Below are 14,474 nucleotides of genomic sequence, written 5' to 3'. Positions count from 1 at the left end.
ATACAATTACATGATAAGGAACAAGCTTAGCCAATCTAAGAAATGAGTTATGACAACTGAAACAATTTCACAGATCAAATCTAGTATTAAGAGCATCCCTGATTATCCGAAACCAGGCATCCTATTTCGTGATGTGACGAGTTTGATGGAAGATGCATCTGCCTATAAAGCAACGATTCAGCTTTTGGTTGAGAAGTATAAGGACATGGGGTTCACCAAAATTGTGGGTACCGAAGCACGTGGCTTTCTGTTTGGTGCCCCTTTAGCTTTAGAGTTAGGACTGGGTTTTGTTCCTGTTCGTAAGCCGGGTAAATTACCACGTGAGACGATGGCTCAGTCGTATGAGCTTGAGTACGGTACAGACGTATTAGAAATCCATACAGATGCTATTTCAGAAGGGGATAAAGTACTCGTTGTCGACGATCTGTTGGCGACAGGTGGGACAATCGAAGCAACGACTAAGTTAATCCGCCAGTTAGGTGGTGTGGTAGAACATGCGGCTTTTGTTATTAACCTGCCTGAAATTGGCGGTGATAAGCGCCTTGAAGGCTTAGGTCTTAATGTGTACAGCATTTGCGAATTTGACGGTCATTAATCGGATATATTCATGAGTTATCTTGCTTTAGCTCGAAAGTGGCGCCCTACAAAATTTAGTGAAGTAGTAGGGCAAAGCCATGTTTTGACGGCGTTAGAAAACGCTTTAGCCCAAAACCGCCTTCATCATGCCTACTTGTTTAGCGGTACTCGAGGTGTTGGTAAAACAACGATAGGTCGATTGTTTGCCAAAGGGCTAAACTGCGAAACGGGTATTACCTCCACCCCTTGTGGCACCTGTGATACCTGTAAAGAGATTGACGAAGGTCGATTTGTTGACTTGCTCGAAATCGATGCTGCGTCCAGAACCAAGGTAGAAGATACTCGTGAATTACTCGATAACGTGCAGTACAAACCTGCACGTGGGCGCTTTAAAGTTTACCTAATCGATGAAGTCCACATGCTCTCGCGCCACAGTTTTAATGCTTTGCTGAAAACACTGGAAGAGCCGCCTGAGTATGTGAAATTCCTTCTGGCCACGACGGACCCACAGAAGCTGCCAGTCACGATTCTTTCTCGTTGTCTGCAGTTTCATCTTAAGCCTATCAGTGTTGATGATATCCATGAGCAACTGGAGCATATCCTAAAACAGGAACAAGTCTCGTTTGAGCCTAGAGCTTTAGGTATGATCGCGCATGCTGCAGACGGCAGTATGCGTGATGCGTTAAGTTTAAGTGATCAGGCGATAGCGTTAGGCAATGGTCAGGTTATAACGGATAGTGTTGCTCATATGTTGGGCACGCTGGATACTGACCAAGCATTACATTTGCTTGAGGCTATCAGTTCTAAGCAACCTCAAGTCGCGATGGATTGCTTATCAGCTCTAGCACGAAATGGTGTTGAATGGGATGGGCTTCTCCAGCAGTTGGCCACCCAACTACATCGAATGGCAATGTATCAAGCTCTGCCCGCAACGCTGGATAAGGCTCAGCCTGATTCGGAAAAAATAGAGCTTTTAAGCCGAAAATTAACACCGCAGGACGTGCAGCTGTATTATCAAATGGCCTTAAAAGGTCGGCAAGATTTGCCTTTAGCACCCTCCGAGCGTATCGGCTTAGAAATGGTCGTACTACGAATGATGGCATTCAGACCTTCTTCTCAACCTCAAGTAAAGAATATTTCGGCTGAGGTGGGCTCTTTGCCTGCTAGTACTCCTACTGCTGCACATTCACCCCAGTTGTCATCGGCTAAGGCAACTGAAACGATAACGCCAGCTGATACTTATCCGCAGGGAAGAGAAGTACCAGCGCCTTCGGAAGTCATGCCAGAGCAATATCATGCAGAATCTATGGGGAATACGCCCCCTCAGTATGACACTTCTGCGCCTCCTACGCATGAAGAGCCGATGACGCCACCGACACCACAAGATCAACCAGCGTCACCTATAAGCGGCTTGCGCCATCAGCTTCGTTCTCAGCGCAAAGGTAACCCTCAGGGAAATACGCCAAAAAAGGCTAATGCGACACCTGTAAAAAAATCTAAATCCGTTCTTGACCGTGTTGCTCAGCGACATTCAGGAACTATGCAGGTGTCGCCATTGTCAAACCCTCAATCGGTAGCGACACCTGAACGGGATAAAAACGAACCTTATCAGTGGAAGCCATCACTTCCTCAAGTAGAAAAGCAGGGCAGCGAGTTAACACCAACTCAAATAAAAAAGGCGTTAGAGCATGAAAAAACGCCTGAGATGGCGACCAAACTAGCTGAAGAAAGCCTAGCGAAGAGTGAGTGGGCAAAGCTGATTAGCCAGTTAGATACGGCTAAAATGACTGAGCAACTGGCTTTGAACTCTCATTTTGAAAAACAAGGTTCGTCTATCTCATTAACACTGCGACCTCAGCAAGCACACTTGAACACAGAGCGTGCTCAAAGTGAACTGCTCGAGGCGATAAATGGTGTGTTAGGTGAAGAGTGCCACCTGTCAGTTGAGATAGGTGACGGGGGGGAAACTCCGTTAGAGTTAAGAGAAAAGCTTTACCAAGGACGATTACAACAGGCATTTGTCAGCCTTGAAAATGACAAGCATGTCCAGTTTATCGCGCAGCGCTTTTCTGCTGAACTGGATAAAGACAGCGTGCGACCAATTTAACACTGGGGTTGAAAATCAGCATTTTCGGCCTCATTTAATAACGAAATAAGCTAACTAACCAGAGAGATAAACATGTTTGGTAAAGGCGGTATGGGCAATCTAATGAAGCAAGCCCAGCAAATGCAAGAGCGTATGCAAAAGCTTCAAGAAGAAATTGCAAATATGGAAGTGACAGGTGAATCTGGTGCTGGTCTAGTAAAAGTGACCATTACAGGTAGCCACAGCGTTCGTCGCGTTGAAATTGACGAGAGTCTAATGGAAGACGACAAAGAAATGCTAGAAGATCTTATCGCAGCCGCTTTCAACGATGCGGCTCGTCGTGTTGAAGAAACTCAAAAAGAAAAAATGGCTGGCGTGACTGGAGGTATGCAACTACCACCAGGCATGAAAATGCCTTTCTAATCGATAGGGTTAGTTAATGCGCACCAGTCATATGCTGGAGCAATTGATGGAGGCCTTACGTTGTCTGCCTGGGGTTGGCCCCAAGTCAGCTCAACGTATGGCCTTTCATTTGTTACAGCGTGATAGAAAAGGCGGCTTACAACTGGCGGATGCATTGAGTCAATCGATGACTGAAATCGGCCATTGCAACGAATGTCGTACGTTCACTGAAGAAGAAACGTGCCATATTTGTACTAATCCTAAACGTCAGGAGAATGGACAAATATGCGTGGTTGAAAGCCCAGCTGATATTGCCGCGGTGGAGTCAACCGGGCAGTTCTCAGGTCGCTATTTTGTCCTAATGGGGCACTTGTCGCCTCTTGATGGAATTGGCCCGAGTGATATTGGTCTTGACGTGCTTGATTATCGTCTACGTCGTGGAGATATATCTGAAGTGATTTTGGCAACAAACCCTACGGTCGAAGGTGAAGCAACGGCCCACTATATTGCTGAGCTGTGTAAAGAGCATCAGGTTCAGGCAAGCCGAATTGCTCATGGCGTTCCTGTGGGCGGTGAGTTAGAGCTTGTTGATGGAACGACACTGTCACACTCTTTACTTGGTCGACAAAAGCTGTAATTTATATCGTTCCAATAAAAAGCCACTCATTTGAGTGGCTTACTATTATTTCTTTTTCGTATGGAACTGCTCACAAGCGAGCATTGTATTCTCAATGAGGCTCGCGACGGTCATAGGCCCAACACCACCGGGGACCGGTGTAATAAAGCTTGCGCTTTCTTTGGCATTCTCATAATCCACATCGCCAACCAACTTACCTGAGTCAAGTCGGTTGATGCCAACATCGATCACAACAGCGCCTTCTTTAATCCAGTTCCCTGGGATAAAGTTAGGTTTACCGACGGCTACCACAACTACATCAGCTTGACGGACATGGCTTTCGAGATCTTTGGTGAATCTGTGGCAAGTTGTCGTCGTACAGCCGGCTAGTAGAAGCTCAAGCGTCATTGGGCGGCCAACAATGTTCGATGCCCCCACAACAACAGCATGTTTGCCGCGAAGGTTGATGTTGTAACGATCAAGGAGAGTAATGATACCTTTCGGGGTACAAGAGCGTAGTTTAGGAATACGTTGCGCTAAACGGCCAACGTTATATGGATGGAAGCCGTCAACGTCTTTTTCTGGGTGAATTCGTTCTAGTACATGAGTTGTATCAATACCTGCCGGTAATGGTAACTGCACTAGAATGCCGTCAATCTCATCATCTGCGTTTAGCTCATCTATTAGAGCAAGTAACGCTTCTTCTGTGGTGGAAGCCGATAAGTCAAAAGATTTTGAAACAAACCCCACTTCCTCACATGCACGACGTTTACTGCCCACATACACTTGTGACGCTGGATCTTCGCCAACCAGCACTACTGCTAATCCTGGTGCTCTGAGGCCAGCATTAACACGGGCTTTAACTCGTGCAGCGACTTCCGAACGAACCGTTTGAGAAATAAGTGTTCCATCAATATTTTGAGCAGTCATGTCGTTCCTTTAAATAGAATGGCTATTTAGTTGCGCGCATTGTCGCAAATTATTTGACGAACATCTATAAGCAAACGTTTGCTTTGGGCTGTTTTTAATCAAAATGAAATTCGGTGACCTTTTTTTAGTCATTCAGATCAGAATGTTAATAAAAGACCTTGTTTTAAGAACTCGAACTCGTATAATCCTTTCCCTGTAACGCGCCCTTAGCTCAGTTGGATAGAGCACGTGCCTTCTAAGCATGTGGTCACAGGTTCGAATCCTGTAGGGCGTGCCATTATTAGAAACCCTGATAGCTTAGTTGCTGTCAGGGTTTTGTCGTTTTAGACATTAAATGCGGTTACGCGCGCAAAGCTGTGACAAATGGCTTGAATTCAATCTGTACATAAGCTGAGCTTTTCGGTAGCATTGCGCCCCTTCTATGTAGTTGTATCTAATTGATAAGGCTTGAACACGGTATTTACGTTCAGACATCATGCGCAGTATTCACACCAAAATTAAACCCGAGTTTGAACCTCTCTTGTCTGAGCTAGCATTGCATGCGTTGCTTCACTTACGTAGCAACCACTCAGCTAAAGTACTGACACACAAGTCGAGATCCGATATTAACGACATTCTTTCTGCTTGGCTGAATAAAGCAGCGAACAGTAAGAAATATAAGCCTTTCAAGAAAAAAATACGTTCTCTAGTTACCCACGCTCGTTCTCAGCGGCTAGATATGGAAATGATGCTGGGTAATTTGCTTTCTCCCTTAAACGGGGACGAATTACCTCATTTAGACAGTTTCCTCTTGTTAATAAACACAATAGAGAAAGAACTCAATACGACAGTGTTGGTTTCAAGCCCAGAAGAGGTTGATCTCTCGTTTAACCCAAAAGGTTGCTTATTGTGTGTATTATCACAAGACCTTAACGCTCACTTTGATAACCGTAATCGTCTATCTGCGGATATCTCAATGCTTTTTAGAGGCTCACGTGGTGAGAAGCACTCTGTGCTGCGTATTATCTATACATCCGCTATTTTTGAGCACCGTATAGAATATGAAGACGAAGACTTTTTGCGTATTCGCCTAAGCCTTAAGTAGCCTTCTAACAGCCTAAGATAAGACAGATATGGCTTCGCTGATTTTGTCTGTATTTCCTTCTACTTCTTTCGGGGTGTAAAATATAAATTACAGCTTTTGATAAACGAAAAGTTGTGTAATACCTCTCAAGTTCTATTGACTGTCATAAAAATTTAATCTTATTGTGTGTTGAGAATTTTGTTCAAATTCATCATATTGTAATTAAGATGTAACAAATACTACGAGGAGAATATATGCAGCATCAAGAAATGATCCAACCTTCTAACTTCGGTGTTATCAGCCGTACCTGTCTTTTTTCACTTGTTGGTATTGTTGGTGTATTTGCACTTATCTAACAAGTCACGTAGAAAGCTAAGCCTTAATAAGTATGTGTTTGCTTACTTCAAAACCATTTGTTAAGGCGGCTTCTATTCTATTTTCTTCTCTGTGATATTGCTTCGGTCACAATATTTTCAGTGGTACTTCTTTGATTGTATCGCACACTTATCGCGAACTAAGACCACTTTGCTCTTCTGATGAAATGGCTGACGAACACCTCCGAACTTATTTTTATATTTGTTAATAGGTTGTGATCTGAATCTGTTTTGTGATCAAATAATCTAAAATTTTCCATCTGCTTCTAAGCCTATTCCTCTCTAAACTAGGGCCAGACATCGTAAGTGATAACTGAAGTGAATGAACGCAAAGATACTTGTTGTAGATGATGATCTAGAAATTCGGGAGCTGTTGGGTGAATACCTAACCAAAGCGGGTTATCAGGTCAACGCCGTGGCGGATGGCGATGAATTAAAGGCGCACCTCGATCAAGAAGGCTACCCAGATATGGTGCTTCTTGACGTGATGCTACCGGGTGATGATGGCTTCACCTTGTGCCAACATATTCGTCGTGACTCCAACGTCCCTATTATTATGCTGACCGCAGTGTCGGATGAAACTGATCAGATCATCGGTCTGGAAATTGGTGCCGATGACTACATAGCCAAGCCATTTAATCCACGTCAGCTCATTGCTCGGATAAAAGCGGTGTTGCGACGAGTTCAAGTCAATGAAGAAAAAAGTTCGGATTCTCTACCAAAACAGATTACGTTTGGTGACTGGCAACTTGATACCTTAGCGCACAAAATTACCCATAGTGATACCCAAGAAGAACACGATCTGTCGGGCAGTGATTTCGCACTCTTAATGCTGTTTCTCTCGCGTCCGAATGAAGTTTTAGATCGCGATACGATCTCTTTTGCGACTAGAGGACGAGAGGCACTTCCCTTTGAGCGAGGTATTGACGTCCAGTTGAGTCGCTTGCGTCAGCGTCTGGGTGACAGTGGTAAATACCCGCAATATATTAAAACTATGCGTGGAAATGGCTATATCCTCGCCGTACCAGTCAGTATCGAACATTGATAGATGAACACTCTATTACGTAGGCTAAAACCCAACTCCTTGGTTACCCGTACTCTAGGGTTGGCGTTATTAGCGGTGATATTAGCGCAGGGTATTGCGACGGCGATCTGGTATACCGAATCGAAGCAAAAAGAGCTGGCGGGTATTCAGTCAGCCTCAGAAAGTATGGCGAACATGTTTGCCTCAACGGTGACCTTCTTCCAATCCCTACCGACTCGCTATCGTCATATTGTGCTGGATCAGATTCGTAATATGGGTGGCACGCGTTTCTTTGTGTCATTCAATAAAGAAAAGCTGATTGTTGAGCCCATTCCAGATACACAGTTAAAAAGAGCCTCTCTTTCTGCGGTGGAATCTGTGCTCAACGACAAACTACCTAAAGTATCTTCGATATCTGTCGACTTTTCTCATGCGCACAATCTTCGTCTACTAAAGAATGACATCTATCTTAGTGATTTACCCAAATCATGGGCGCATCATACTTTAACACTATCGCCCATTGATCCTCCCGTCCTGGTGGTACAGATCGAGCTCAAGAGCAATGAATGGGTCTACATCGCCGCGTTACTTCCCGCACCTTATCTCACATTAGATGACACCTTAATTGGCCGAGAGCAGATCCTATTTATCTTCTTCTCGACGACCTTGTTGCTTGGTCTGACTTATCTGTTAATGCGCCGACAAGTCAAACCCTTAAAGCGTTTGGCAAAAGCGGCCAATGAAATGAGCATGGATATTGATCAGCCGCCATTAGGTGAAGAAGGGGCGAGTGAACTGGTCACCGCGACTCGAGCATTTAACAGAATGCAGCAGCGTATTAGGCGCTATGTGGCTGATAGGGAGCATCTGTTTTCGTCCATATCCCATGATCTCAAAACGCCGATCACTCGATTACGTTTAAGAGCTGAGCTACTCGATGACGACAAAAAACGTCATAAATTCAATCAGGACTTAGATGAGCTGGAGATGATGGTTAAAGGCGCACTTCAATGTGTGAAAGACACCGATTTACACGAGAACAATGCCTTTATTGATCTCAATGCCATGATTCAGTCGGTAATCGAGCCGATGAACTTTAAGCGTGATTGTGTCACTTTTACTCCAATCGAGATGGAGCCTATGGTGGCTAAGCCCTTAGCCATTAAGCGAGTGTTGACCAATTTAATCGATAATGCGGTTAAATATGGAGAGAGTGCCACTGTGTCGATTGAAGTAACGGATGAATGGATTTCCGTCTCGATTGACGATGTTGGATTAGGCATCCCAAGTGATAAGCTCGAAGCCGTTTTTGAGCCTTATTTTCGTTTAGCTTCTGATGATCAGGGCCACGGTTTAGGCTTAGGTATCTGCCGTAACATTCTGCATGGGCACGGCGGAGATCTCATTATTAGCAATCGTCCACAAGGCGGTTTGAGAGCGCAACTCTTTATTCCACTGACACTTGAAGTTTAATGTAACATTGTTGTTACATTCCTATTACGGTTTGTTTCAATCTAATCTGTGCAAATCTATACACTCATTTTCGAACACATGAAACAGGGGCTTGTTCGCTGTCAGCCCTGTGTCTAATCCAATACATGGAAGATAATAATGAAAATGAATAAAACCCTACTTACCTTATCCCTTCTATCAGCGGCTTCTATGACTCAAGCGGGCGAAGTTGAAGTGCTTCACTGGTGGACTTCGGGTGGCGAAGCTAAATCCATTTCAGTTCTGAAAGACATGCTGGAAGAGCAAGGCCACAGCTGGAAAGATTTTGCGGTTGCTGGTGGCGGTGGTGAAAGTGCGATGACGGTACTGAAAACTCGCGCGGTGTCAGGTAACCCGCCTTCAGCGGCGCAGATCAAAGGCCACGATATTCAAGAGTGGGGTGGTCTGGGTTTCCTGACTAACCTTGATGACGTTGCAGAAAAAGGTAACTGGGATGGCGTGGTGCCAAAAATGGTGACCGACGTCATGAAGTGGGACGGTGATTTTGTGGCTGTGCCAGTCAACGTTCACCGTGTGAACTGGCTTTGGGCAAACCCGGTGGTATTTGAAAAAGCGGGCGCAAAAGTCCCAACGACCTTGGATGAGTTTTTTGTCGCAGGTGACAAAATCAAAGCAGCAGGTCTAATCCCGTTGGCCCATGGTGGTCAGCCATGGCAGGACGCAACTGTGTTTGAAGCGGTTGCGCTTGATGTTCTAGGTAGTGAAGACTACGTAAAAGCCTTTGTTGAGCTAGATATGGATGTTCTGTCTGGCGATAAGATGGTCGAGGTGTTTGCCAAATTCCAGAAAATGCATGATTACATCGACTCAAACTCGCCGGGCCGTGACTGGAACGTTGCGACTTCTATGGTGATCAATGGTGAAGCAGCGATGCAAATCATGGGTGACTGGGCGAAAGGCGAATTCTCAGCAGCCGGCAAAGTGGCAGGTAAAGATTATGTCTGTGTGCCAGCTCCGGGTACCGCAGGTCAGTTTACTCATAACGTCGACAGCTTTGCTTTCTTTGAGCTAGGCGAATCAGGCAACCAACAAGCGCAAAAAGCGTTGGCAGCCACCATTCTTGACCCTAAATTCCAAGAAGTGTTCAACCTGAATAAAGGTTCTATTCCAGTGCGTCTGGATATGGATATGTCGAAGTTTGATAAGTGTGCACTGGATTCAATGGACGAGTTTAAAGCGACGGCGAAATCCGGTGATCTCGTACCAAGTATGGCGCACGGAATGTCAACAACCAGCTACGCACAAGGCGCGATCTTTGACGTTGTGACTAACTTCTTTAACGACAAAGATGCCAATCCGCAAGACGCCGCGCAGAAACTGGCGAAAGCAGTAAAAGCGGCGATCTAACGGCGCTTTATTCTGTCACCCCCAAGGGCAGGCAGGCTTGTGGGGAGCCTGCTTGTCCTTTCCTTCTAAGACTTACTTTCAGGGAAAGTGTCACAAGGATTCGTTATGGAGCATGTTTTGACTGGGTCAAAAAGTCAGTCTGTCTATAAGCCAAGCTTTGCTGACAGGCTACAAACCTGGCTACCGAAGATCGTATTAGCACCGACCATGTTGGTTACTGTGGTGTGTATTTACGGCTACATCTTCTGGACTGCCGCACTATCTATGACCAACTCTCGATTTCTACCTAGCTTTAATTTTGTCGGTTTTACCCAGTACGAAAAGCTAATGGACAACGACCGTTGGATCACTTCGATTTCAAACTTAGGCATTTTTGGCCTGCTATTTATGCTGGTCGCAATCGGCTTAGGTGTCGGTCTAGCAATATTGCTCGATCAAAATATTCGTCAGGAAGGGGCGATTCGTACTATTTATCTCTATCCGATGGCGTTGTCGTTCATTGTTACTGGTACGGCTTGGAAATGGATTCTAAACCCGGGTCTGGGCATCGAGAAACTGATGCACGACTGGGGCTTTACAGACTTCAAATTCGACTGGTTGGTAGACTCTGATATGGCGGTTTACACGTTAGTCATTGCTGCAGTATGGCAATCTTCCGGTTTTGTAATGGCGATGTTCCTCGCGGGCCTTCGTGGTATTGACTCATCGATCATCAAAGCCGCTCAAATTGATGGTGCTAATCTGCCGACGATTTACGTGAAAATTATTCTTCCGTGCCTAAGGCCTGTGTTCTTTAGCGCAGTAATTATTACTTCGCATATTGCGATTAAGAGTTTTGATTTAGTGACCGCAATGACGGCTGGGGGGCCAGGTTATTCCTCAGACCTACCAGCATTGTTTATGTATGCCCATTCATTTACGCGTGGCCAGATTGGTCTTGGTGCTGCCAGTGCCATGATGATGCTAGCCGGAATTCTTGCCATTTTGGTGCCGTATTTGTATTCCGAACTTAGGGAGAAAAAATCATGACCAATAACATGAATTTTGCTCGCCTGTTCATTTACTCAGCGCTGATTTTTTTCTGTCTGGTTTACTTGATGCCATTGTTTGTCATGGTCATCACGTCATTCAAAACCTTACCAGATATCAAAGCGGGTAATTTGATGAGCCTACCTAAAGAGTGGGTGTTTGATGCTTGGTATAAAGCTTGGGACGGAGCTTGCACCGGAGTGAAATGTGAAGGTGTGAAAGGTTATTTCTGGAACTCTTTCCAGATGGTAATACCCGCTGTTGCTATCTCAACTTTGCTCGGCGCTTTCAATGGCTATGTTGTGACCAAATGGCAGTTCCGTGGTTCGAATCTCTTTTTCAGCTTGTTGCTGTTTGGCTGTTTTATTCCATTTCAGGTCATCTTGCTGCCTATGGCGGCGGTACTAGGAAAGTTGGGTTTAGCTAATACTACGGCGGGTTTGGTGACCGTTCACGTTATTTACGGTATGGCCTTTACGACGTTGTTCTTCCGCAACTTCTATATCAGCATTCCTGATGAGTTGATCAAAGCAGCAAAACTGGATGGGGCGGGCTTCTTTACCATCTTCTTCAAAATCCTGCTGCCACTTTCAACGCCAATCATCATGGTGACCGTGATTTGGCAGTTCACATCGATCTGGAACGATTTCTTGTTTGGTGTGGTGTATTCAGGGTCGGACACACAGCCGATTACAGTAGCACTTAACAACCTAGTTAATACCAGTACAGGTGTGAAGGAATACAACGTGGATATGGCTGCGGCCATCATCGCAGCTCTACCGACGTTGCTGGTTTACGTGCTGGCAGGAAAATATTTTGTTCGTGGCCTGACCGCCGGATCAGTAAAAGGATAATCATAATGGCAACTTTAGAACTCAAACAGATCCGTAAAACCTATCCAAAAGCGGAACAGGAAACTCTTAAGGGAATCGATATTAGCATTGACTCGGGGGAGTTTCTGATTCTGGTTGGCCCCTCGGGCTGTGGTAAATCAACCTTGATGAATACCATTGCTGGCCTAGAGGGTATCAGTTCAGGTGAAATCGTGATCGATGGCCGTGATGTTTCAGTTGTGGAGCCAAAAGATCGTGATATTGCGATGGTATTCCAGTCATACGCTTTGTATCCAAATATGACGGTGCGTGGCAACATCGCGTTTGGCCTTAAGATCCGTAAAATGCCTGACGCTGAGATTGATGCTGAAGTGCAGCGTGTGGCCGAGATGCTACAAATCGACCATCTTCTTGACCGTAAGCCATCACAGTTATCAGGTGGTCAGCGTCAGCGTGTTGCGATGGGACGAGCGTTAGCGCGCCGACCTAAGTTATATCTGTTTGATGAACCGTTATCGAATCTGGACGCAAAACTCCGTGTCGAAATGCGCCATCAGATCAAACGCCTTCATCAACAACTCAATACCACCATTGTTTATGTTACTCATGATCAGATTGAAGCCATGACATTGGCTGATCGCATTGCAGTGATGAAAGATGGTGAGTTGCAGCAACTGGGCACGCCTCAGGAAATCTACAATACACCCAACAATATGTTTGTTGCCGGTTTTATGGGCTCTCCATCGATGAACTTCATTAAGACCATGGTGGATCTTGATGATGAGCAGAAGCCAGTGATTAAAGTGAAAGGTGGTAACGATCAGGAGCACCATATCCGTTTGCCTAACTCAATGCGTGAGCAAGATGGTAAGGAAGTTGTGATTGGTTTGCGTCCAGAGCACATTACTGAAAAAGAAAATGAGGAATCGGGCGCTACTACGCAACTGGATCTGCAACTTGAGGTTCTGGAACCCACTGGGCCAGATACTATCGCAATGATTAAAGTCAACGATCAGGAGGTGGCATGCCGATTGTCTCCGGAGTTTGATGCTCGTGTTGGTCAGGTTGCTCCCCTGCATTTTGATCTGTCAAAAGCGGTATTCTTTGATGCACAAACAGAACAAAGGATAGAGTTCCATTGATAAGATTGAACACACTCCCAACCAGTACGGGGGAGAATCGGACTGGCTTGCTGTCCGAGTTGGGAGCGTGTTCTCCCCTAATTTGGCTAGATAAATTTTTAACAAAAGTATCAATAGTAACTATGCTTAAAGCATCAACATGAATATTCAATTCATGTATGTATTGAGAGTGGGAGTCAGTCTCGTCTCCTTGCTGACTCTCATGTCTCATCTAATAAAAATGGCAGCGCTTGGCTGCCATTTGTTTTTATAATATTTGCTTGATGTTAAATATGTGTAAACTGACACATTTGATTGTTATGAATGTGTCATATCCCACCCATTTTGAGCTGATGAAATCAGCCTTAATTGCTTTGATGTAGAAATTTGTTGCTAAGTATTTGAAAAATAATAACTAAATAAACAAAGCTAAGTTGGCTTGGTTATTGCCCTTATAAATATATCAACACCCAGTGATGGGGTTGTTCTATTAACAAGGAGAAAAACAATGCTAAAGCCTTTGACCCTACTATCTGCCTCCATTCTTGCTGTAACTAGTTTTAACGCTGCTGCGAACTGTGACCCTGGTGAAACCGTGATTAAGTTCAGCCATGTGACGAATACAGATAAACACCCTAAAGGTATTGCGGCTTCACTACTGGAAAAGCGTGTTAACGAAGAGATGAATGGAAAAGTGTGTATGCAGGTTTTCCCGAACTCGACGCTTTACGATGACAATAAAGTGCTGGAAGCGCTTCTAAACGGTGACGTGCAACTTGCTGCCCCTTCTCTTTCTAAGTTTGAAAAGTTCACGAAGAAATACCGTATCTTTGACTTACCATTTTTGTTTGAAGATGTGGCTGCGGTTGATCGATTCCAAAACTCAGAATCTGGTGAGAAGCTAAAAAATGCAATGAAGCGTCGTGGCCTACAAGGTCTGGCCTTCTGGCATAATGGCATGAAGCAAATGTCGGCAAACAAGCCTCTTTTGACGCCTGAAGACGCAAAAGGTCTTAAATTCCGTGTTCAAGCGTCTGATGTATTGGTGGCGCAGTTCGAGCAACTTGGCGCGAACCCACAGAAGATGTCGTTTAAAGAAGTGTATGGCGGTCTACAAACTAAGGTTATTGACGGTCAAGAAAACACTTGGTCAAACATCTACGGTAAGAAGTTCTTTGAAGTTCAGGACGGCATTACAGAAACCAACCACGGTATCCTTGATTACCTTGTGGTTACCTCGAACGATTTCTGGAAAAATCTACCCGCGGATCAGCGTGAGCAATTGAATACCATTATTCAGGAAGTCACCGCTCAGCGTAATGCTGAATCCACAAAAGTGAATCTAGCGAATAAGAATAACATTATCGAAGCTGGGGGTGAGGTTCGCTCGCTAACGCCTGAGCAGCGTCAGCAATGGGTTACTGCGTTGCAACCTGTTTGGAAGAAGTTTGAAAAAGACATCGGTTCAGATCTGATCGAAGCGGCACTGGCCTCGAACCAGTAATCTCATAATAAAAACATCCATGACTATTGGCCCTCTGAATCGGGAGGAGGGCCTTTT

Annotated in this window: 13 protein-coding genes and 1 tRNA gene; 13 read left to right on the top strand and 1 reads right to left on the bottom strand. The window is 45.0% G+C overall.

Going from position 1 to position 14,474, the window contains the following annotated elements; all coding sequences use genetic code 11:
* Positions 1–49 precede the first annotated feature (49 nt).
* The 4 genes from apt (at position 50) to recR (ending at position 3,701) form a co-directional block, all read left to right on the top strand.
* Positions 50–595, top strand: a complete 546-nt coding sequence (gene apt / locus L1D31_RS09595; RefSeq protein WP_239836847.1) for an adenine phosphoribosyltransferase — start codon at positions 50–52, stop codon at positions 593–595.
* Between the two features lie 12 nt (positions 596–607).
* Positions 608–2,683 carry a DNA polymerase III subunit gamma/tau gene (gene dnaX, locus L1D31_RS09590; protein WP_239836846.1) on the top strand — a complete coding sequence of 692 codons (2,076 nt, stop codon included), beginning with the start codon at positions 608–610 and terminating at the stop codon, positions 2,681–2,683.
* 72 nt (positions 2,684–2,755) lie between these two features.
* Positions 2,756–3,085, top strand: a complete 330-nt coding sequence (locus tag L1D31_RS09585; protein ID WP_006959389.1) for a YbaB/EbfC family nucleoid-associated protein — start codon at positions 2,756–2,758, stop codon at positions 3,083–3,085.
* 16 nt (positions 3,086–3,101) lie between these two features.
* Positions 3,102–3,701: a recombination mediator RecR gene (gene recR / locus L1D31_RS09580; protein ID WP_239836845.1), complete on the top strand. Its 600-nt coding sequence runs from the start codon at positions 3,102–3,104 to the stop codon at positions 3,699–3,701.
* A gap of 45 nt (positions 3,702–3,746) precedes the next feature.
* Here recR and folD read toward each other — a convergent pair whose 3' ends face one another.
* Positions 3,747–4,610, bottom strand: coding sequence for a bifunctional methylenetetrahydrofolate dehydrogenase/methenyltetrahydrofolate cyclohydrolase FolD (folD, locus tag L1D31_RS09575; RefSeq protein ID WP_239836844.1), 864 nt, complete (start codon positions 4,608–4,610; stop codon positions 3,747–3,749).
* Between the two features lie 200 nt (positions 4,611–4,810).
* On the opposite strand from folD, the gene L1D31_RS09570 reads away from it, so the two are divergent.
* The 9 genes from L1D31_RS09570 (at position 4,811) to L1D31_RS09530 (ending at position 14,417) form a co-directional block, all read left to right on the top strand.
* Positions 4,811–4,887 (top strand) — tRNA-Arg (locus tag L1D31_RS09570).
* 198 nt (positions 4,888–5,085) lie between these two features.
* Positions 5,086–5,694 (top strand): DUF2913 family protein, encoded by a 609-nt coding sequence (locus tag L1D31_RS09565; protein ID WP_239836843.1) that lies wholly within the window; start codon positions 5,086–5,088, stop codon positions 5,692–5,694.
* Between the two features lie 675 nt (positions 5,695–6,369).
* Entirely contained in the window at positions 6,370–7,092 is a 723-nt protein-coding gene (locus L1D31_RS09560; RefSeq protein ID WP_239836842.1) for a response regulator, read from the top strand.
* 3 nt (positions 7,093–7,095) lie between these two features.
* Positions 7,096–8,544, top strand: coding sequence for an ATP-binding protein (locus L1D31_RS09555; protein WP_239836841.1), 1,449 nt, complete (start codon positions 7,096–7,098; stop codon positions 8,542–8,544).
* Between the two features lie 138 nt (positions 8,545–8,682).
* Positions 8,683–9,930 (top strand): ABC transporter substrate-binding protein, encoded by a 1,248-nt coding sequence (locus L1D31_RS09550; RefSeq protein ID WP_239836840.1) that lies wholly within the window; start codon positions 8,683–8,685, stop codon positions 9,928–9,930.
* A gap of 105 nt (positions 9,931–10,035) precedes the next feature.
* Positions 10,036–10,959: a sugar ABC transporter permease gene (locus tag L1D31_RS09545; protein WP_006959370.1), complete on the top strand. Its 924-nt coding sequence runs from the start codon at positions 10,036–10,038 to the stop codon at positions 10,957–10,959.
* A complete protein-coding gene (locus L1D31_RS09540) occupies positions 10,956–11,813 on the top strand; it encodes a carbohydrate ABC transporter permease (protein WP_019277875.1) in 858 nt (285 codons plus the stop codon). Before L1D31_RS09545 ends, L1D31_RS09540 begins: the two co-directional genes overlap by 4 nt.
* Before the next feature lie 5 nt (positions 11,814–11,818).
* Entirely contained in the window at positions 11,819–12,934 is a 1,116-nt protein-coding gene (ugpC, locus tag L1D31_RS09535; RefSeq protein WP_239836839.1) for a sn-glycerol-3-phosphate ABC transporter ATP-binding protein UgpC, read from the top strand.
* Between the two features lie 487 nt (positions 12,935–13,421).
* On the top strand, positions 13,422–14,417 hold the full coding sequence (locus tag L1D31_RS09530) for a TRAP transporter substrate-binding protein (protein WP_239836838.1): 996 nt from the start codon (positions 13,422–13,424) through the stop codon (positions 14,415–14,417).
* Positions 14,418–14,474: the final 57 nt, after the last annotated feature.

The sequence above is a fragment of the Vibrio sp. Isolate23 genome (assembly GCF_022398095.1).
Taxonomy (GTDB): Bacteria; Pseudomonadota; Gammaproteobacteria; order Enterobacterales; family Vibrionaceae; genus Vibrio; species Vibrio coralliilyticus_A.
The sequence above is the reverse complement of the archived record's forward strand: the minus strand, read 5'-3'. Positions and strand labels throughout refer to the sequence as shown.